General features: G+C 62.3%; 20 protein-coding genes. 17 read left to right on the top strand and 3 right to left on the bottom strand.

The features are described from left to right. The first annotated feature begins 78 nt into the window (after positions 1-78). From L630_RS0103650 to L630_RS0103635, 4 genes are all read left to right on the top strand, one after another. A complete protein-coding gene (locus L630_RS0103650; protein WP_024846929.1) occupies positions 79-1485 on the top strand; it encodes an L-serine ammonia-lyase in 1407 nt (468 codons plus the stop codon). 61 nt (positions 1486-1546) lie between these two features. After that, complete coding sequence (locus L630_RS0103645; protein ID WP_024846928.1) at positions 1547-1981, top strand: DUF1489 family protein; 435 nt, start codon at positions 1547-1549, stop codon at positions 1979-1981. Between the two features lie 43 nt (positions 1982-2024). Further along, on the top strand, positions 2025-2762 hold the full coding sequence (locus L630_RS0103640; protein WP_024846927.1) for a hypothetical protein: 738 nt from the start codon (positions 2025-2027) through the stop codon (positions 2760-2762). After that, positions 2759-3454, top strand: coding sequence for a DnaJ domain-containing protein (locus L630_RS0103635; protein ID WP_024846926.1), 696 nt, complete (start codon positions 2759-2761; stop codon positions 3452-3454). Before L630_RS0103640 ends, L630_RS0103635 begins: the two co-directional genes overlap by 4 nt. Before the next feature lie 53 nt (positions 3455-3507). On the opposite strand, the gene L630_RS0103630 is transcribed toward L630_RS0103635, so the two are convergent. Then, positions 3508-4773: a D-alanyl-D-alanine carboxypeptidase gene (locus L630_RS0103630; RefSeq protein ID WP_245263648.1), complete on the bottom strand. Its 1266-nt coding sequence runs from the start codon at positions 4771-4773 to the stop codon at positions 3508-3510. Positions 4774-5165: 392 nt separating this feature from the next. On the opposite strand from L630_RS0103630, the gene L630_RS0103625 reads away from it, so the two are divergent. The 4 genes from L630_RS0103625 to L630_RS0103610 all read left to right on the top strand — a co-directional run bounded on the left by L630_RS0103625 (position 5166) and on the right by L630_RS0103610 (position 9187). Then, positions 5166-5495: a phasin family protein gene (locus tag L630_RS0103625; protein WP_024846924.1), complete on the top strand. Its 330-nt coding sequence runs from the start codon at positions 5166-5168 to the stop codon at positions 5493-5495. Positions 5496-5738: 243 nt separating this feature from the next. Then, entirely contained in the window at positions 5739-6068 is a 330-nt protein-coding gene (gene clpS / locus L630_RS0103620; RefSeq protein ID WP_024846923.1) for an ATP-dependent Clp protease adapter ClpS, read from the top strand. A gap of 8 nt (positions 6069-6076) precedes the next feature. Then, on the top strand, positions 6077-8521 hold the full coding sequence (gene clpA / locus L630_RS0103615; RefSeq protein WP_024846922.1) for an ATP-dependent Clp protease ATP-binding subunit ClpA: 2445 nt from the start codon (positions 6077-6079) through the stop codon (positions 8519-8521). Between the two features lie 213 nt (positions 8522-8734). Then, positions 8735-9187, top strand: coding sequence for a DUF4168 domain-containing protein (locus tag L630_RS0103610; RefSeq protein ID WP_024846921.1), 453 nt, complete (start codon positions 8735-8737; stop codon positions 9185-9187). A 54-nt stretch (positions 9188-9241) separates the two neighbouring features. Here L630_RS0103610 and L630_RS0103605 read toward each other — a convergent pair whose 3' ends face one another. Further along, positions 9242-9871 (bottom strand): MarC family protein, encoded by a 630-nt coding sequence (locus tag L630_RS0103605; protein ID WP_024846920.1) that lies wholly within the window; start codon positions 9869-9871, stop codon positions 9242-9244. 282 nt (positions 9872-10153) lie between these two features. Here L630_RS0103605 and gyrA point away from each other — a divergent pair, with 282 nt between their 5' ends. Next, entirely contained in the window at positions 10154-12928 is a 2775-nt protein-coding gene (gyrA, locus tag L630_RS0103600; RefSeq protein ID WP_024846919.1) for a DNA gyrase subunit A, read from the top strand. 1 nt (position 12929) lies between these two features. Here the strand turns inward: gyrA and L630_RS23120 are convergent, their stop codons facing one another. Then, positions 12930-13067 (bottom strand): hypothetical protein, encoded by a 138-nt coding sequence (locus tag L630_RS23120; RefSeq protein WP_186445265.1) that lies wholly within the window; start codon positions 13065-13067, stop codon positions 12930-12932. Between the two features lie 170 nt (positions 13068-13237). Here L630_RS23120 and coaD point away from each other — a divergent pair, with 170 nt between their 5' ends. From coaD to L630_RS0103555, 8 genes are all read left to right on the top strand, one after another. After that, positions 13238-13738: a pantetheine-phosphate adenylyltransferase gene (coaD, locus tag L630_RS0103590; protein ID WP_024846918.1), complete on the top strand. Its 501-nt coding sequence runs from the start codon at positions 13238-13240 to the stop codon at positions 13736-13738. 14 nt (positions 13739-13752) lie between these two features. Then, the gene (locus L630_RS0103585) at positions 13753-14334 is read left to right on the top strand and encodes a peptidylprolyl isomerase (RefSeq protein WP_024846917.1); all 582 of its coding nucleotides are present in this window, start codon (positions 13753-13755) and stop codon (positions 14332-14334) included. 31 nt (positions 14335-14365) lie between these two features. Next, positions 14366-14839 (top strand): peptidylprolyl isomerase, encoded by a 474-nt coding sequence (locus L630_RS0103580; RefSeq protein ID WP_024846916.1) that lies wholly within the window; start codon positions 14366-14368, stop codon positions 14837-14839. A 111-nt stretch (positions 14840-14950) separates the two neighbouring features. After that, entirely contained in the window at positions 14951-16027 is a 1077-nt protein-coding gene (gene queA / locus L630_RS0103575; RefSeq protein ID WP_024846915.1) for a tRNA preQ1(34) S-adenosylmethionine ribosyltransferase-isomerase QueA, read from the top strand. Beyond that, the gene (gene tgt, locus L630_RS0103570) at positions 16024-17154 is read left to right on the top strand and encodes a tRNA guanosine(34) transglycosylase Tgt (RefSeq protein WP_024846914.1); all 1131 of its coding nucleotides are present in this window, start codon (positions 16024-16026) and stop codon (positions 17152-17154) included. The genes queA and tgt overlap by 4 nt, the downstream gene beginning before the upstream one ends. A 223-nt stretch (positions 17155-17377) precedes the next feature. After that, positions 17378-18790, top strand: a complete 1413-nt coding sequence (locus L630_RS0103565) for a circularly permuted type 2 ATP-grasp protein (RefSeq protein ID WP_024846913.1) — start codon at positions 17378-17380, stop codon at positions 18788-18790. A gap of 14 nt (positions 18791-18804) precedes the next feature. Next, positions 18805-19746 carry an alpha-E domain-containing protein gene (locus tag L630_RS0103560; RefSeq protein ID WP_024846912.1) on the top strand — a complete coding sequence of 314 codons (942 nt, stop codon included), beginning with the start codon at positions 18805-18807 and terminating at the stop codon, positions 19744-19746. Continuing rightward, positions 19746-20540, top strand: coding sequence for a transglutaminase family protein (locus L630_RS0103555; protein WP_024846911.1), 795 nt, complete (start codon positions 19746-19748; stop codon positions 20538-20540). The genes L630_RS0103560 and L630_RS0103555 overlap by 1 nt, the downstream gene beginning before the upstream one ends. Positions 20541-20543: the final 3 nt, after the last annotated feature.

Below are 20543 nucleotides of genomic sequence, written 5' to 3'. Positions count from 1 at the left end.
GGGCAGGTAGCGTCGGTTCGCTGGTTGCAATGCGTATCGCAACAGGGGCAACATCGGCGCAGCATTGGAGTCTTTCGCATGTTCCTTTCCGTATTCGATCTGTTCAAGATCGGAATTGGACCCTCGTCCTCCCACACCATGGGTCCGATGACCGCTGCGTCGCGGTTTCTCGATGAGCTTCTCGGCAAGGACTGGCCACGGCCGGTCGGAGTGAAGGTGAGGCGGCTTGCCGCCAGCCTGCATGGCTCGCTGGCATTTACCGGCGTCGGCCACGGCACCGACCGCGCCGTCATCCTCGGCCTGACCGGCCTCACGCCGACAACCGTCGATCCGGATCAGGTCGATGAGGTGCTTGCCGAGGTGGTGCAGACGAAAAGCATTACGCCACCCGGCCATCCCACTTACGATTTCGATCCGGCAACGGATCTCGTGCTCGACAAGAAGCAGCCGCTGCCGGGGCATGCCAACGGCATGGCCTTCTCGGCATTCGCTGCTGATGGCCGCCTGCTGCTGCGCCGCGTCTACTATTCGATCGGCGGCGGCTTCGTCGTTTCGGAGGAAGAGTTGCAGCGGATGAAGGCTGAGGGTCCGTTGCGCAAGGGCGGCAGCAAAGGTTTCCCTTATCCGTTCGAGAATGCCAAGCAGATGCTGGCGATGGCGGCGAAGAGCGGCCTGTCGATCGCGCAGATGAAGCGCGCGAACGAGGAGCGCCTGATGTCGCGCGAGGAGCTTGATGCGGGGCTCGATGCCATCTGGGGCGCCATGTCCGCTTGCATCGACCGTGGCCTTGCCCAGGAAGGCATCATGCCGGGCGGCTTGAAGGTGCGTCGTCGCGCAAGGCAACTGCATGACAAGCTGCAGGAAGATTGGCGCAGCAACCGTCCGAACCCGCTGCTCGCCAACGACTGGCTCTCCGTCTACGCGATGGCGGTGAACGAGGAGAACGCAGCCGGCGGCCGCGTCGTCACCGCACCGACCAATGGTGCGGCCGGCGTCGTGCCCGCCGTACTTCGCTACTGGCTGCACTTCCATGTTGAAGCCGATCAGGAGTCCATCCGCGACTTTCTGCTCACGGCAGCGGCGATCGGCGGCATCATCAAGCACAACGCCTCGATTTCAGGCGCCGAGGTCGGCTGCCAGGGCGAGGTTGGTTCCGCGTCGGCAATGGCGGCTGCGGGGCTTTGTGCCGTGATGGGCGGCACGCCGGAGCAGGTCGAGAACGCGGCCGAAATTGCGCTCGAGCATCATCTCGGCATGACCTGCGACCCGGTTGGCGGACTGGTGCAGGTGCCCTGCATCGAGCGCAATGCGCTGGGTGCCGTAAAGGCGGTGACGGCGGCGTCGCTCGCGATCAAGGGCGATGGCAAGCATTTCGTGCCGCTCGACGCCGCGGTCGAGACGATGCGCCAGACCGGTCTCGACATGAACGAGCGCTACAAGGAGACTAGCCTCGGCGGTCTTGCCGTGAACGTGGTGGAGTGCTGAGCGCTGTGGACAGCATCGCCATGGCCTTCATCCTGACACCCGCCGCGATTAGATAGGGACCATGGCACTCCACCTCATCAAACTGTGCGTCGGCTGCGAGAGCGTCGAGGACCTCGAAGACTGGATCGCGCTCAAGCTGGACGAAAAGCGCCGTGCGGGCATGCCGGTCGAGCAGTTCCACACGACGCGCATGGTTCCGAAGCGGGTAGAGGAACTGCTGGATGGCGGCTCGCTCTACTGGATCATCAAGGGCGGCGTGCAGTGCCGCCAGCGGCTCATCGACGTCCGCCCGTTCACGGACGCAGAGGGCGTCGGCCGCTGCCGCCTGGTGCTCGATCCGGAGGTAGTGCGCACCGAATGGCAGCCGCGCCGGCCATTCCAGGGCTGGCGCTACCTGGATCCAAAGGACGTGCCGGCCGACCTTTCCGGTGCCGGAACCGACGACGAATTGCCGCTCGAGCTTCGCCGCGAACTCACCGAACTCGGCCTTCTCTGAACGAGGGCTTGCAAGGAGGCTAGGGGCGGCACATCTTCAAGCTATGAGCGAGAAGAAACCGCTGACTCCCACCAGGAAGGATGCGGGCCCGGTCGTCAAACGCTCGGGTCCGTCAGAGATCGACGCGTTTATCCGTCAGGTGCAGACGATGGCTCCGGTCACCTCCGGAACCGGTCGGCTGATCCTCGCGCTCGATGCCACGATGAGCCGTCAGCCGACGTGGGACCTCGCCTGCAAGCTCCAGGCGGAGATGTTCGACGCGGTCGGCAAGGCAGGCAGCCTTGCCGTGCAGCTCGTCTACTTCCGCGGCTTCGACGAATGCCGGGCCTCGCGCTTCGTCGCCGATACGACGTCCCTCAAGGACCTGATGACGAAGATCGACTGCCGCGGTGGGGCGACGCAGATCGGCAAGGTCTTCTCGCATGCGCTGAAGGAAACCGAGAAGGGCAAGGTCAACGCCCTCGTCTATATCGGCGACGCGATGGAGGAGAATGTCGACCTGCTCGCCCAGAAAGCCGGTCAGCTCGGCCTGCGCGGGGTGCCGATTTTCGCTTTCCAGGAAGGTCACGATCCGGCGACCGAGACGGCGTTTCGCGAGTTCGCGCGGCTGTCGAAGGGCGCATGGTTCCGGTTCAATTCAAGTTCGGCGGATACACTCGCAAAGCTGCTCTCGGCCGTGGCGGTTTATGCAACGGGCGGTCTGAAAGCTCTCGAAGCTCGGGGCAGGCCTGAGGACCGGCTGCTGATCGCCCACCTCGGATCTTCGGGTGGAGGAGGATGACGATACTATTCTATGTCACGGCGGTCGTTGCCGTGGTCATTGGCTTGCTGATGCTGTTCCTGAAGGCAGATGCCCGGAAACTATCGCAAGCGCTACGTTTTATAGGACCCGGCCTGTTAGGGGTCCTGGGAGCGGGACTGCTGCTAACGGGACGGGCAGCCGCAGGCGGTATGCTGATGTCGGCCGCTTTTGCCTGGCATCTGCGCGGCCGGCGCCGGGAGGCTGCGAAGCCGTCGCCCGGCATGCGTTCATCGGTCAGGACCGCCGCGCTCGAGATGGAACTCGATCATGACAGCGGCATGCTGGAAGGGCATATCCTTGCCGGGAGCCGGGAAGGGCAAGCCTTGGCCTCCCTTGACCTCGATGACCTCATCGAACTGGGCAAGGAGCTCTCGTCGGATCCGGAAAGTCTCCAGTTACTGGAGGCGTACCTTGACCGCCGATTTCCCGTCTGGCGTGAACACCGCAAGGCGGATGGTGGCGAGCGGAAGAGTAGCGCGCCAGCTTCTGGCTCCATGAGCAAGGAGGAGGCCTACGAGATCCTTGGTCTTGAAGCGGGAGCCAGTGCGGCGGACATTCGGAAGGCCCATCGCCGTCTGATGCAGCGGGTGCATCCCGACCTCGGGGGCAGCTCCTTCCTTGCGGCGAGGATCAATGAAGCCAAGGAAACTCTGCTGTCTTCTCAAAGGTAAGTCTCCCTTCGACACATTACTAACCGGGAAACGCGGGTTCATTTCAGCAACTCTCAGAGCGCCGCCGTGAAGCAGTCGATCTTCTTCTTCTTCAGTGCGTTGCAGGCGTTGACGGCCTGGTTCTTCGAGTTGAAGCCGAAGCGGGCGCGATAGTAGAGCGTGCCCTTGTTCTGGAATTCCTCGATGAAGGCGTTGGCATCGGAGACGATGCCGGAGGCGTCCTTCCCGGCACGCACGAGCGCGGCGAGGGCTTCCTTCTGCGAGGTCGATGAGGCGATCTGAACCGCCCAGCCCGAGTTCTGGATAGACGCGGTGCTCATGGCATCGACCGGGAAACGATCCTCCGGGGCAGGTGCCGCGACCGGAACCGGAACTTCCGCAGGTGGGGTAATACGCTCCGCTGCCGGTGCCTTAGGCATGGCGGCAGCGACGGCCGCGACCGCCGGAGCCGTTTCCGGCTCTGCGTATGCAGCGACCTGCATCTCGCCGGTAATGTCCGGACGGCCGTATGGGGTCGGGATGTCACGCTTCGGCAGCGTCAAGCTGGCGACCGCAGGGGCCTCGCCCTTGCCAGGACGCGGAGCGCTCACAAGGCCGCCACCGCCCTTGCGCGACGCTTTAGGGAAATACTCGCGAACCAGGGCAGCGACGTGCTGGTCGCGGCTTGCGGCGCTCGAGCCGCCCATAACGACCACTACGATCGAACGGCCATCACGCTGCACCGAGGTGGCGATGTTGAAGCCGGAGGCGCGGGTGTAACCGGTCTTGATGCCGTCAGAGCCCTCAAGCTTGCCGAGCAGGCGGTTGTGCGAGTGAATCGACTGCTTTCCGAACTGGAAGGAGCGGACGGAGAAATAGCGATAGTACTGCGGGAAATGCTCGCGCAGCGCGATGCCGAGGATCGCCTGGTCGCGCGCGGTCGACCAGTGGTTCGGGTTGGGGAGGCCGTGGGCATTGCGGTACTGGGTGCCGGTCATGCCAAGCTGGCGCGCCTTGTTGGTCATCATGCGCGCAAAGCCATCCTCGGAGCCACCGAGGTATTCCGCGACTGCCGTGGCAATGTCGTTCGCGCTGCGGGTCACGAGCGACTTGATTGCGGTGTCGACACTGACCGAACCGCCAGCGCGAACGCCGAGCTTGGTCGGCGGCTCTGCAGCGGCACGCGCGCTGACCGGGATCTGCGTCTGCGGCGAAACGCGGCCCGTCTTCATCGCCTCGAACAGGAGGTAGATGGTCATCATCTTGGTCAGGGACGCCGGAAAGCGGCGCTTGTCCGCGTTCTTCGCGAAGAGCACCTGGCCTGTCTTAGCGTCGATCACGTAGGCCGCGTAGCGAGAATCGCTGGCGGCAGCCGAGGCAGCGAGCGAGGAGGCTATGATGAAAAAGGTGGCGAATACGAGGGTTGCAGCTCTGCGGAGATTCGCGAACGAATGGAAAAACTCAGCGGACGCCGTACGCACAAACATAGCAAAAACGCTCTTTGACGGTCTTCTTGGGGGGGCACTGCCTTGGGAGGCGACACTGCTTGACCGACGATAGCGGCGAGAGTCTTACCAGTAGGTTTATGGTAACCGGCATGTTCACCAATTCGCTCAACTTCTAGGTAACCCCTGCGTCAATCCGGCTTCAGGACCACTGAGGTTGAAAAATGCTGCAGCGCAAAATATGTATGTGCACTGCGTCGCGCGGGGCGTTCATAGAAGGAACAGGAATGGATCAGTCGTTTGCAAGCGTCGGCAAGTTTGGCCAGGAGCTGATCGACACTGGCCTGAAAAGCGTCGCTTCCGTTGCGCAGAATGCGCAGGCCATTGCCCTGGAAGTTGCCGAATATTCGAAGCGGGTCTTCGAGACCAACACGGTCGCTGCCGAGAAACTCGTGTCGGCCAAGTCGTTCGACAAGGTGGTTGATCTTCAGGCCGAGTTCGCCAACGAGGCGTACAAGGAGTTCGTCTCCGAGATGACGAAATTCAGCGAGCTTTATGCTGAGTCCGCGAAGAGCGCGTACCTGCCATTTGAATCGCTAATTGCCAGAGCGCGGTAAAGTCTGGCAAAACCGCATTACTGGAATGTTGGGACCCGGCCGCGTTCACGCTGCCGGGTTTTTCGTCTGGGGACCTTCACTTGCGAGTTTTCGCAGACACGTGAGTGCCGCGCATATTGTCAGCGCGCGATTAGGTCTTAAAATTCGTTTATAAGTGCCTACATGTCGTGTCGCTGGGCACGGCTCAAGCAGGGAATTTGAGCGGTGAAGGCAGGGGAAGCAAGGACTGGACTTATGTTCAGGATGCAGGGTGAAGAGGATCGTGGCAACGGGACCGGGCGCGGGACTGCAGTCATAACCCGCACCAAGCCGAAGATTAAGAAGCCGTCGCTCTACAGGGTGCTTATCCTGAATGACGACTATACGCCCATGGAGTTCGTCGTCCACATTTTGGAGCGCTTCTTCCAGAAGGATCGGGAGTCCGCGACCCGTATCATGCTCCACGTGCACAATCATGGGGTGGGGGAATGCGGGGTCTATACATATGAGGTGGCTGAGACCAAAGTGACTCAGGTCATGGACTTCGCCAGACAGCACCAACATCCGCTACAGTGCGTGATGGAAAAGAAATGAGGTTCTGAATGCCGGCTTTCACCCCAGGCCTGGAACAGGCACTGCACAGGGCATTGACACTGGCGAACGAGCGCCATCACGAATATGCCACGCTTGAGCATTTGCTGATGGCGCTCATCGATGACCCTGACGCGGCAGCCGTGATGCGGGCCTGCAACGTCAACCTCGATGAGTTGAGGCAGACCGTCCTCAACTACATCGATACCGAGCTGGACAATCTGATCACCGGGTATGACGAGGATTCGAAGCCCACGGCCGGGTTTCAGCGCGTCATCCAGCGGGCGGTCATTCACGTCCAGTCGTCGGGGCGTGAAGAGGTGTCCGGCGCAAACGTCCTTGTAGCCATCTTTGCTGAGCGCGAGAGCCACGCCGCGTACTTCCTGCAGGAACAGCAGATGACGCGCTACGATGCCGTGAACTACATCAGCCACGGCATTGCCAAGCGTCCCGGCGCTTCCGAGACCCGTACGCCACGCGGCGCCAACGAGGACGAGTCTCCCAACACGCATGGCGAGGGCGACGAAGGCGGCAAGAAGAAGCAGCAAGATGCACTTACTGCATATTGCGTGAACCTCAACCAGAAGGCGCGGGCGGGCAAGATCGACCCGCTGATCGGCCGCGAGAGCGAAATCAACCGCACGATCCAGGTGCTGTGCCGCCGTTCCAAGAACAACCCGCTCTATGTGGGTGATCCTGGCGTCGGCAAGACGGCGATCGCCGAGGGCCTCGCCAAGCGCATCGTCGACGGCGATGTGCCGGAGGTCTTGCGCGACGCGACCATCTTTGCGCTCGACATGGGCACGCTGCTTGCGGGTACCCGTTACCGCGGCGACTTCGAGGAGCGTCTGAAGCAGGTCGTCAAGGAGCTCGAGGAGTATCCCGGCGCGGTCCTGTTCATCGACGAGATCCACACCGTCATCGGTGCGGGCGCTACCTCGGGCGGCGCGATGGATGCGTCTAACCTGCTCAAGCCGGCCCTGTCGTCGGGTGCGATCCGCTGCATCGGCTCCACCACCTACAAGGAGTTTCGGCAGTTCTTCGAGAAGGATCGTGCGCTCGTGCGCCGCTTCCAGAAGATCGACGTCAACGAGCCGACCGTCGAGGATGCCATCGAGATCATGAAGGGCCTCAAGCCCTATTTCGAGGATTTTCACAAGGTCAAGTACACCAACGACGCCATCAAGGCGGCGGTGGAGTTGTCGTCGCGCTACATCAACGACCGCAAGCTGCCTGACAAGGCCATCGACGTGATCGACGAGACCGGCGCGTCGCAAATGCTGCTGCCGGAAAACAAGCGCAAGAAGACGATCACGGTGAAGGAGATCGAGGCGACCGTCGCCACCATGGCACGCATCCCGCCGAAGACCGTGTCCGCTGACGACGAGAAGGTTCTCGCCTCGCTCGAGGACGAGCTCAAGCGCGTCGTCTACGGGCAGGACACGGCAATCACGGCGCTTTCTTCCGCGATCAAGCTGGCACGTGCCGGCCTGCGCGAACCGGACAAGCCGATCGGCTCGTACCTGTTCTCCGGCCCGACCGGCGTCGGCAAGACCGAGGTTGCCAAGCAACTGGCGAAGTCGCTCGGCGTCGAACTCCTCCGCTTCGACATGTCGGAGTACATGGAGCGCCACACCGTGTCGCGCCTGATCGGTGCGCCTCCCGGCTACGTGGGCTTCGACCAGGGCGGCTTGCTGACCGACGGCGTCGACCAGCATCCGCACTGCGTGCTGCTGCTCGACGAGATCGAGAAGGCGCATCCGGACCTGTTCAACATCCTGTTGCAGGTCATGGACCACGGCAAGCTGACCGACCATAACGGCAAGCAGGTCGACTTCCGCAACGTGATCCTGATCATGACCACGAATGCGGGCGCGGCGGACCTTGCCAAGGCTGCTATCGGCTTTGGCTCGTCGAAGCGCGAGGGTGACGACATGGAGGCGATCAACCGCCTGTTCACGCCCGAGTTCCGCAACCGTCTCGACGCGATCATCCCGTTCGGTTCGCTGCCGGTGCCGGTCATCCATCAGGTGGTGCAGAAGTTCGTCATGCAGCTGGAGGCCCAGCTGGCCGAGCGCCGCGTCACCTTCGACCTCACGCCGGAGGCAATCGCGTGGCTGGCCGACAAGGGCTACGACGAGCGCATGGGCGCTCGCCCGCTCGCCCGCGTCATCCAGGAGCACATCAAGAAGCCGCTGGCGGACGAAGTGCTGTTCGGCAAGCTGCGTAACGGTGGCACGGTTCGCGTTTCGGTGGAGAAGGACGATCTCGGCCTCGACATCCTGAAGCTCGATGCGATTGCCGACGAGATGCCGGTGAAGCCGAAGAAGGAAGTGCCGGAAGCTCAGCCGCCCAAGCGCAAGGCAGCGAAGAAGGCTGCTGCTGCGGCGGCGGGCGATGACAAGGACAAGAACACGCCCAAGCGGTCGATTGTTCCGCAGTTGCCACGCAAGTAAGACTTCAGGCAGAGTCACGAATTGAGCGGGCGAGATAAATCTTTATCTCGCCCGTTTCGCATATGTGAGGCAAATTCATCTTTTGGCGCGGGTTGCGCCACATTCAAATCGGCTTCTGGCGGTTTGCTTCGTACACGGCTTTCGCATGCGGGGCAGGGGACTTCTGCGATCGCCTTTTCCGTCCGCTCGCGGACCCAGAAGAGGATTAAGTGCATGAAACTGAACCGTACCCTCCTTGCCGGCGTGACCGCTGTCGCCTTCGGAATCGCCGGATCGCTGGGCGTGGCAACTGCACAGGAGGCCTCGCCTGCGGCGCCCGCGCCCGAAGCGCAGGCACCTGCCGCCACCGCCCCCCAGATCGATGACCAGAAGCTGCAGTCATTCGCCACGGCGTTCCTTGAGGTCAGCGAGGTCACCCAGGAATACCAGCCGCAGATCGCTGCCGCGGGATCCGTTGAGGCCCAGCAGAAGCTGCAGCAGGAAGCGGGGCAGAAGATGGTTGACGCCGTCAACTCAACCGACGGGATCACCGTCGAGGAATACAACATGATCATTCAGGCTGCGCAGGCCGATCCGGAACTGGCGCAGCGGATCAACGGCGAGATCACCAAGGCTGCCGCCGCAGGCGGTGCGCCCGCCGCCCAGCAGCCCGCACAACAGCAGTGAGGCTCGCCTCCCAAGCGAACCGAGCTTGCCTGGGCCGGACAGTCTTTCACCGGCTCAGGCGGCCATCAGTGCCTTTATCCCATCCGCCACGAATTGAACCGCCAGTGCCGCGAGGATCACCCCGAGCAGGCGCGTCAGGATCGAGCGGCCGGTTTCACCCAGGAAGCGCTCGATGCGCTCCGCTGCTGCGAATGTCAGCCAGGTGATGCCGATACAGGCGGCAAGGATCAACACCAGCCAGAAGCCGCCACTCGCGCCCGGAAACCTTCCAGACAGAAGTACCGTCGCCGAAATCGCGCCCGGACCGGCCATCAGCGGGATGGCGAGGGGGAATGCGGCGATGTTATGGATGTGATCCTTCGTTATCGCGGTTTCCGCGCTGCGCTCCTTCCGCTCCTGGCGCCGCTCGAAGATCATTTCGAAAGCGATCCAGAACAGCAGCAGGCCGCCAGCCACGCGAAATGCGGGAAGGGTGATCCCGAACACGTTGAGGATCACCGTTCCGGCGATCGCGAACAGCGTCAGCACCCCGAAACCGATGATGCAAGCGCGTGTCGCCACCTGCATTCTTTGGCCGCGATGCATGCCTGGAGTGAGTGCCAGGAACAGCGGCGCGAGGCCGGGTGGGTCAATCGTCACAAGGATCGTCACGAAGGCGTTGAATATGACGTCGATGCTCGGCATGCGGCAAGTTCCCCCTAATTCTTCCGACGGTCGGCGCAATTTCGGCGGCGGATTTTGCCCAGTCTGGCAGAAAAATCCCGCATAAGCGATTCGCTCTGAGGCCCCCGTTTTGGCGGTTTGCCGGGAGGGTGCGGCGCATTTCATGAACAGCTTTCCCGGGTGCTTTGTAAGCCATTGGCGCGCAACGAAAATTTGACTTTGGAAATCCGCTCTCCGATTTGGAAAAATTGCTCCAATTCCTATATAAGGGGAGGGTGTTTTCCAGCATGATCGTGATCTCCATTGACTGACCAGACCACGCCGCGCGAGCCTCAGGACTTGCCTGAAGGTGTCGAGCCGATCTCCATCATAGAGGAGATGCAGCGAAGCTATCTCGATTACGCCATGAGCGTGATCGTTTCGCGTGCGCTGCCGGATGTGCGAGATGGCCTCAAGCCCGTACATCGCCGCATCCTCTATGCGTCGCATGAGAGCGGCTACCACTGGAACAGAAAATACGTGAAGTCGGCTCGTCCGGTCTCGGACGTGATGGGTAAATATCACCCGCATGGCGACGCCTCAATTTATGACGCCTTGGTCCGCATGGCGCAGGACTGGTCGATGCGAGTGCCGCTCATCGACGGGCAGGGCAATTTCGGCTCGATCGACGGCGACCCTCCGGCGGCGATGCGTTACACCGAAGCGCGCCTGACCAAGGTCGCCCACGAGATCCTCGAGGACATCGACAAGGACACTGTCGACTTCCAGGACAACTATGACGGTTCGCAGGTCGAGCCGAAGGTGCTGCCTGCGCGCTTCCCGAACCTGCTCGCCAACGGCTCGGGCGGTATTGCCGTCGGCATGGCGACCAACATTCCGCCGCACAATCTGGGCGAGCTGGTCAACGGCTGCATTGCGCTCATCGACAATCCAGAGATCGAGCTGCCGGAGCTGATGGAGCACATCCCGGGTCCGGACTTCCCTACCGGCGGCATCATCCTTGGCCGTGCCGGCATCTATTCGTCGTACCAGACGGGCCGCGGCTCGATCATCATGCGCGGCAAGGTGCATATCGAGGAGATGCGCAACGACCGCGAGGCGATCATCATCACTGAGGTTCCCTATCAGGTGAACAAGGCGACGATGATCGAGAAGATGGCCGAGCTGGTGCGCGACAAGCGCATCGAGGGCATCTCCGACATTCGCGACGAAAGCGACCGTCAGGGTTATCGCGTCGTCGTCGAGCTGAAGCGCGACGCAAACGCCGAGGTGATCCTCAACCAGCTTTATCGCTACACGCCGCTACAGACGTCGTTCGGCGCCAACATGGTCGCGCTGAACGGCGGCAAGCCCGAGCAGATGTCGCTGCTCGACATGCTGAGGGCCTTCGTCAGCTTCCGCGAGGAAGTTGTCAGCCGCCGCACGAAGTACCTGCTGCGCAAGGCGCGTGAACGCGCCCACGTCCTCGTCGGCCTGGCGATTGCCGTGGCCAACATCGACGAGGTCATCAAGCTGATCCGCCAGGCGCCTGATCCGCAGACCGCGCGCGACCAGCTGATGACGCGCCGCTGGCCGGCCGCTGACGTTGAGTCGCTGATCCGCCTGATCGACGACCCGCGCCACAAGATCAACGAGGACGGCACCTACAACCTCTCGGAAGAGCAGGCCCGCGCCATCCTCGATTTGCGCCTGCAGCGCCTCACGGCTCTTGGCCGCGACGAAATCGCGGACGAGTTGAACACGATCGGCGCCGAGATTTCCGACTATCTCGACATCCTCTCCTCACGCCCGCGCATCCTGCAGATCGTCAAGGACGAGCTCATCGCCGTGCGCGACGAGTTCGGCACCCCGCGCCGCACGGAAATCGCCGAAGGCGGTGCGGACATGGATGACGAAGACCTCATCCAGCGCGAGGACATGGTCGTTACGGTCACGCACGAAGGCTACATCAAGCGCGTGCCGCTCTCGATCTACCGGGCGCAGGCTCGCGGCGGCAAAGGTCGCTCCGGCATGTCAACGAAGGACACGGACTACGTCACGCGTCTGTTCGTCGCCAGCACCCACACGCCGGTCCTGTTCTTCACCTCACGCGGCATTGTCTTCAAGGAGAAGGTCTGGCGCCTGCCAATTGGCACGCCGCAGTCCCGTGGCAAGGCGCTCGTCAACCTGCTCAACATCGAGGCAGGCGATCGCATCACGGCGATCCTGCCGCTGCCCGAGGACGAGAGCAGCTGGTCGAACCTCGACGTGATGTTTGCGACGACGCGCGGTACCGTGCGCCGGAACAAGCTGAGCGACTTCGTCCAGGTGAACCGGAACGGCAAGATCGCGATGAAGTTCGACGAGGAAGGCGATGCCATCCTTGCGGTCGAAACCTGCACCGAGCATGACGACGTGCTGCTGATCGCCAACTCGGGCCAGTGCATCCGCTTCCCGGTCACGGAAGTCCGTGTCTTTAAGGGCCGCGACTCCCAGGGCGTGCGCGGCATCGCACTCGGCGAGAACGAGCAGGCGATCTCCATGACGATCCTGCATGGCGTCGACGCAAGCCCGGCAGAGCGTGCGGCATATCTGCGGCAAGCAGCTGCGGAGCGTCGCCTGGCGAATGGAGAGACCGAGGGTGAGGAGATCAGCCTCACCAACGAGGATGTTGGCGAGGAGACCGCGCTGTCGCCGGAGCGCTTCGACGAGCTTAGGGCGCGTGAGCAGTTCGTGCTCACCGTCACCGAGTACGGCTATGGCAAGCGCTCGTCGTCCTACGACTTCCGCGTCACCGGACGCGGCGGCAAGGGCATCCGCGCCACCGATGTTTCTAAGGTCGCCGAAATTGGTCGTCTTGTTGCGGGCTTCCCGGTCGAGAACGAAGACCAGATCATGCTGGTCTCCGATGGCGGCCAGGTGATCCGTGTGCCGGTCAACGGCATACGTCTCGCCAGCCGCGCAACCAAGGGCGTGACCATCTTCGATCTGGCTGAGGGTGAGAAGGTTGTCTCCGTGGAGCGCATCTCCGAACCGGAAGACAATGAAGAAAGTGCGGATGGCGCGCAGGATGCACCACCCGCACCACTGGAGGACTAAGTTAGCCGAAGGTGATGTGGCGACGAGCAGCCTTACGCTGCGCTTCCAGCTTGACGCTCTGGGCTTCGTTGTGGAGACCCAGGGCAGTTGCAATCAGCATGGCCAGGGTCATGGTGGCAGCAAGCAGGTAGATCATCATCGCGCATCTCCTTCGTGCTCAGCTAACGGTTGAAGCGGCCTTTCGTTTCATGCTGAATGCGTTTTGAAGGATTCAGCTTGAACCGTTACTGAGGGAGCCGTTCATCCGGCATTCATCTGCTGCCGGATGCCCGGTTGCCTTGGGCTGTTCGTCCAGATAGAAGCCAGACCATGAAAAGCCGCATCGCATTCTATGCCGGGTCGTTCGACCCGCTGACCAACGGCCACCTCGATGTGCTCAAGGGCGCGATGGTTTTCGCCGACGAGGTGATTGTCGGGATTGGTATCCAGGCGTCCAAGCAGCCGCTGTTCACCTTCGAGGAGCGCGTGGAACTCATCGAGGGGTGGGCGAAGCAGGAACCGGGCGTGGACGCTGCAAAATTGAAGATCGTCTCGTTCAAGGGTCTGCTCGTTGATGCCGCGCGCGAGCACGGCGCGTCCATGCTGATCCGCGGCCTGCGTGACGGCACCGACCTCGACTATGAGATGCAGATGGCGGGCATGAACGGGATCATGGCGCCGGAACTGCAGACGGTATTCCTGCCGGCAAGCCCGTCGGTGCGCACGATTACTGCCACACTCGTCCGGCAGATTGCAGCGATGGGCGGCAACATCCGCCCTTTCGTCCCGTCCAATGTTGTCGAGGCGCTTGAACGCAAGTTCAAGGCCTGAACACGGAGCCACTCATGCAGTTTCTGAAATTCGTCTCGTCGGCCCTTGTCGCGGCCAGCCTGTTCGCTGGCTCTGCAGCACTCGCGGCAGATCCCGAGAATACGATGATCATCAAGCTCAAGGACGGCGAGGTGGTGATCGCGCTGCGTGAGGATCTGGCGCCGAAGCATGTTGCACAGATCAAGAAGTTGGTTCGCGACGGTGAATACGACAATGTGGCCTTCCACCGCGTGATCGAGGGCTTCATGGCCCAGACCGGCGACGTGCAGTTTGGCGACCTCGAGAACGGCTACAACAGCCAGCGGGTCGGCATGGGCGGCTCGTCGCTTCCGAACATCGAGGCCGAGTTCTCCAACGAGACGTTTGCTCGCGGCACGGTCGGTATGGCCCGTTCGCAGGATCCGAACTCAGCCAACTCGCAGTTCTTCATCATGTTCGCTCCGGGCTCGTTCCTCGATGGCTCCTACACCATCGTCGGCAACGTCGAGAGCGGCATGGAATTCGTCGACAACATCAAGCGCGGACAGGGCCCCAACGGCGAAGTCACTGATCCGGACCGCATGATCTCCGTCCGCATTGCCGCGGACGCCAAGTAAAACAGAAACTCCAGATCAGGAAGGACGCCACATGGCCGAGATCAAGGACCCCGAAAACACGATCATCATGGAAACGACCAAGGGCAAGGTCGTCATCCAGCTGCTGCCGGATGTGGCTCCGAACCATGTCGCCCGTATCAAGGAACTCGCCCGCGAGAACTTCTACGACGGCATCGTCTTCCACCGCGTGATCGACGGCTTCATGGCCCAGACCGGCGACCCGACCGGCACCGGCATGGGCGGCTCGGACAAGCCGGACCTCAAGGCCGAGTTCTCGAACATGGCGCACGTGCGCGGCACGTGCTCGATGGCGCGTTCGCAGAACCCGAATTCGGCCAACTCGCAGTTCTTCATCTGCTTCGAGGACGCTCCGTGGCTGAACCGCCAGTATTCGGTTTGGGGCCAGGTCATCGAGGGTATGGAAAACGTCGACAAGATCAAGCGCGGCGAGCCTGTGCGCGATCCCGACAGCATCGTCTCGATGCGCGTTGCCGCCGACCTGTAATTGCCTTTCGGGACGTGGCCGGCTGAACGCGTCCGCGTCCTTCTCTCCAGTTTTCTTCAAGCGCGTTGCCGGCATTCATTGGGGTGACGTCACCTTGTATGGTCGTGCCTGATGCGAGTGGACCTTTTCGACTTCGACCTGCCCGATGAACGGATCGCGCTGCGGCCCGCGGATCCGAAGGATTCGGCGCGTATGCTGGTCGTGCGCCAAGGTGAGCCGTTCGAGGACCGGATCGTGCGCGACCTGCCGTCGCTGCTGCGCAAGGGCGATGCGCTCGTCTTCAACGACACCCGTGTCATTCCTGCCCAGCTGACCGGCCTGCGCCGCCGCGACGGTTCGGTTGCGCAGATCGACGCCACGCTGCACATGCGCGTGGCGGCCGACCGCTGGAAGGCGTTCGCGCGTCCGGCCAAGCGGCTGATCGTCGGCGACCGCATCAATTTCGGCCACGGCGGTAACACCTGCCTGATCGGCTCGCTCGACGCCACAGTCGTCGAGAAGGGCGAGGCGGGAGAGGTCACACTAGCCTTCGACCTTTCGGGCCCCGCGCTCGACGAAGCACTGCATGCGGTCGGACATATTCCGTTGCCGCCCTATATCGCCACGCGCCGCATGGACGATGAGCGCGACCGGATCGACTACCAGACGATCTATGCCCGTGAGGAGGGTGCCGTTGCCGCGCCGACCGCCGGGCTTCACTTCACACCGCAACTGTTCGAGGCGCTGGATGCCGCCGGCATCGAGCGGCACTTCGTGACGCTGCATGTCGGCGCTGGCACCTTCCTGCCGGTGAAGGCCGACGATACCGCCGACCACAAGATGCATTCCGAGATCGGCCACGTCTCCGCACGTACGGCTGAGGCGCTCAATGCCGTGAAGGCGCGCGGCGGGCGCATCATTTCGGTTGGGACTACCTCGCTGCGGCTGATGGAAAGCGCCGTCGGCTCCGATGGTCTTCTGAAGGAATGGTCGGGCGCTACCGACATCTTCATTACGCCTGGCTACAGGTTCCGCACCGCGGATGTCCTGATGACCAATTTCCACCTGCCGCGTTCGACGCTGTTCATGTTGGTGTCGGCATTCTGCGGCCTTGAGACGATGCAGGCGGCCTACGCCCACGCGATCGCCAGCGGCTACCGCTTCTATTCCTACGGCGACTCCAGCCTGCTTTTCCGGAGTGACACGTGACCGAACAGTTCTCGTTCAAGGTTCTCGCTACTGACGGCAAGGCGCGGCGGGGCGAGATCACGATGCCGCGCGGCACCATCCGAACGCCGGCCTTCATGCCTGTCGGGACCGGCGGCACCGTCAAGGCCATGTACATGGATCAGGTGCGCGATCTGGGCGCCGACATCATCCTCGGCAACACCTACCACCTGATGCTGCGTCCGGGCGCAGAGCGTGTTGCGAGGCTCGGCGGCCTGCACGAGTTCGCCCGCTGGCCGTACCCGATCCTGACCGATTCCGGCGGCTTCCAGGTGATGTCGCTAGCGCAGCTGCGCAAGCTGAACGAGCAGGGCGTGACCTTCCAGTCGCACATCGACGGCCGCCGCTACGAGATGTCGCCGGAGCGGTCGATCGAGATCCAGGGCCTCCTCGACTCCGACATCCAGATGCAGCTCGACGAGTGTGTCGCGCTGCCTGCCTCGGAGAAGGAAATCGAGCGGGCGATGGAGCTTTCGCTGCGCTGGGCGGAGCGCTGCAAGGTCGCCTTCGGCGACCAGCCCGGCAAGGCGATGTTCGGCATTGTTCAGGGCGGCGATGTTCCGCGCTTGCGCGAGCGGTCGGCGGAAGCCCTGAAGGCCATGGACCTGAAAGGCTACGCGGTTGGCGGCCTTGCCGTCGGCGAGCCGCAGGAAGTGATGCTCGACATGCTGGACATCACCTGTCCGGTCCTGCCGGCCGACAAGCCCCGCTACCTGATGGGCGTGGGAACGCCCGACGACATTCTCAAGTCCGTCGCGCGCGGTATCGATATGTTCGACTGCGTGATGCCGACGCGGGCAGGGCGCCATGGCCTCGCCTTCACCCGCCGCGGTAAGGTGAACCTGCGCAACGCGCGCCACGCCGACGATCCGCGTCCTCTCGATGAGGAAAGCCCTTGCCCGGCCGCGCGTGACTATTCGCGTGCCTACCTGCACCACCTGGTGAAGTCGGGCGAGGCTCTGGGCGCGATGCTGCTGACCTGGAACAACCTCTCTTACTACCAGCAGCTCATGGCTGACATCCGCGCGGCGATCGAGTCCGGGCGCTTCGTCGAGCGCGCTGCCGAAATTACCGCTGGCTGGGCTGCGGGCGACATCGCCCCACTCTAGGAAAAGATTCGCAGGGCTTGCTTGCTTCTACAGCTGCGGGTCATGAAGTTCTGTTCGTTTAACTTCATGGCTTAAGCTGCTCATTCGCTAGACGTAATTCGTCGCGCCGCTGCCTCAGCCTTAATCATCGTGCCCAGCTGAAAGGCTTTGCTGCGAGGCCTGCGAAAAGTTCTTGCTTTCATTCAAGATGCCCATTGATATGGGTGCGAATGGAGGTGTCCGTTTGGCAGCGTTCGATGAAATGCGTCCAGGTGACGCCGGAGTAAGGCAGCCATATGCAGGCTATGACGCCTGGCTGCAGTCGCAGGATCCTTCCCGCCTCAAAGAAAAGATGCTCGATGCGGAAACCGTCTTTCGCCGAACGGGCATCACCTTCGCGGTCTACGGTGAACAGGAAGCCGCGGAGCGCATCATCCCGTTCGACATCATCCCGCGAATTCTTTCGGGAAGCGAGTGGCGGCGGCTCACCCAGGGAATCGAGCAGCGCGTCCAGGCGCTGAATGCATTCCTGGACGACATCTACCACCGCCAGGAAATCCTGCGCTCGGGCCGCATCCCGAGGCACCTGATTGCCGGCAACGATGCCTTCCTGCCGGAAATGATCGGCGTTCGCCCACCCGCCGGCGTCTACACCCACATCATCGGCGTCGACATCGTCCGCACCGGCGAGAACGAGTTTTTCGTCCTCGAAGACAATGCCCGCACACCCTCCGGCGTTTCCTACATGCTGGAGAACCGAGAGACGATGATGCAGCTCTTTCCGGAGCTGTTTCAGAAGGTGAAGGTGCGGCCCGTCGAGGACTATCCGCAGCTGTTGCGCCAGTCATTGTCTGCGGTCGCGCCGAAAGGCGTGAACGGACGTCCGACCGTCGCGGTGCTCACACCCGGCATGTACAACTCGGCCTATTTCGAGCACGCCTTCCTTGCCGACCAGATGGGCGTCGAACTCGTCGAGGGGCATGATCTGCGCGTCATTGACGGCCATGTCGCGATGCGCACGACGCAGGGCTACAAGCAGATCGATGTGCTCTACCGCCGTGTGGATGATGCCTACCTTGACCCGCTGACCTTCCGCCCGGATTCGACCCTGGGCGTGCCCGGCATCATGGACGTCTACCGCGCAGGCAACATCACGATTGCCAATGCCCCCGGCACCGGCATCGCTGACGATAAGGCGATCTATTCGTACATGCCGGAGATCGTCGAGTTCTACACCGGTCGCAAGCCCCTGCTCGGCAACATCCCGACGTGGCGCTGCTCGGAGCCGGATAGCCTGAAATACGTGCTCGAGCATCTCGAAGAGCTGGTGGTCAAGGAAGTGCACGGCTCCGGCGGCTACGGCATGCTTGTTGGCCCGACAGCTTCGAAAAAGGAGCGCGAGGCATTCGCCGCCAAGCTCAGGGCCAAGCCTGGCAACTACATCGCCCAGCCGACGCTTGCGCTCTCAACCTGTCCGATCCTCACCGAGGCGGGGCTTGCACCGCGCCATGTCGACCTTCGCCCCTTCGTCCTGGTGTCCGACCGTATCCGCATTGTTCCGGGCGGGCTCACCCGCGTCGCGCTCAAGGAAGGTTCGCTGGTGGTGAACTCTTCGCAGGGTGGCGGAACCAAGGACACATGGGTGCTCGATGACTAGCGGGGCCAACTGACATGCTGCTTGGACGCACGGCAAACGGCCTCTACTGGATGGGCCGCTACATTGAGCGAGCCGAGAACATGGCGCGTCTCGTCGACGCCGGCCTTCGCCTCGCTTTGACCCGCACCGAAGCCGCCTCGGACGAATGGGCGTCGGTGGTCCTCAGCGCCGGCGCGAAATATGCGTTCGACGCGCGCCACCCCGAATACACAGCCGAGACGGTCGGCGATTTTCTCCTGCGCGATCCCGGCAACCCGTCGAGCGTGCTTTCATGCATTGAAATGGGCCGCGCCAACGCGCGCATGGTTCGCACTGCTCTGACACGCGACACGTGGGAAAGCATCAACGAGACTTGGATGCTTCTGAAGAAGCTGCTGGCCCCGGAAATCGACCAGCGCGAGCTTCCGTCGATCCTCGACAAGATCAAGCGTCAAACCGCGCTCATCCGCGGCGCCTTCCACGGTACGATGCTTCGTAACGAGATTTTCGATTTCGCCCAGCTCGGCATCTATGTCGAGCGTGCCGACAACACGGCCCGCATCCTCGACGTTAAGTACTACGTGCTGCTGCCGTCGATTTCCTGGGTGGGCTCGTCACTCGACAACTATCAGTGGGAATCGATCCTGCGTTCGGTTTCGGCTCATCGCTCCTACAGCTGGGTCTATGAGGGCGATTACAAGCCGCGCAACATCGCGGACTTCCTGATCCTCAACCGCCGCATGCCGCGCTCACTGGCGTTCTGCTACCGCATGATTGCCGAAAGCCTCGAACTTCTGGCCGACGATTATGGCGAGCGCCACACCTGCCACGACACGCTGGACGAGATCCGCGCCAAGCTGCAGCCCAACACGATCGATCGTATCTTCGAGGACGGTCTGCACGAATATCTGACGGAATTCATTCGTTGCAACAACAGGTTGGGCGACGAAGTTGCAGCAGATTACAGGTTCTTCTGATGCGGCTGAAGATTTCTCATTCCACGCAGTACTCCTATGATGCTCCGGTGCCTTACGCGTTGCAGCGGATCAGGCTTTGCCCGCCGCCGGCTCAGACGCAGGAGATCATTTCGTGGCAGCTAGACGTGTTGGGTGCCGACGAAGAGGTCCGGTTCTTCGACCAGTTCGGCAATGACACGCGGCTTTACAGCGTTCCGTCGGGCTCAACCCTTATCTCCATCACCGCGCGTGGCGAAATCGAGGTCCGGGACACGGCTGGCGTCACTGGCCCGCATTCGGGCTACGCGCCGCTGTGGCTGTTCAAGCAAGCGACCCCACTGACCCAGCCCGGCGCACTGACGGCGGAAATTGCTGCACCGTTCACCTCGGGCAATGACATCGAGCGGCTGCACGGCCTGTCCAACGCCATCCGCGATCGCGTTGCCTACCGCGTCGGCACGACAGACGCGGCCACAACGGCGGAAGAAGCGCTGGAGCGGGGCGAGGGGGTCTGTCAGGACCATTCGCACATCTTCATTGCCAGTGCGCGCGAACTAGGCTTCCCCGCCCGCTATGTCAGCGGCTACCTGATGCTGAACGAGACCACCGAGCAAGCCGCGACTCACGCTTGGGCGGAGGCACATATTGCCGGTCTCGGTTGGGTCGGCTTCGACGTGTCGAACGGAATTTCGCCCGACGGGCGCTATGTCAGGCTGGCAACGGGCCGCGATTACCGCGATGCGATGCCGATTTCCGGCATTCGCCTGGGGCAGGCGCAGGAACTGCTTGAAGTTCACATTACGGTCGAGCAGTAATCC

Origin of the sequence: Aminobacter sp. J41 (genome assembly GCF_000526635.1) — a bacterium.
GTDB lineage: Bacteria > Pseudomonadota > Alphaproteobacteria > Rhizobiales > Rhizobiaceae > Aerobium.
Note: the sequence above shows the minus strand (reverse complement) of the source record. Positions and strands in the feature narration are given on the sequence as shown.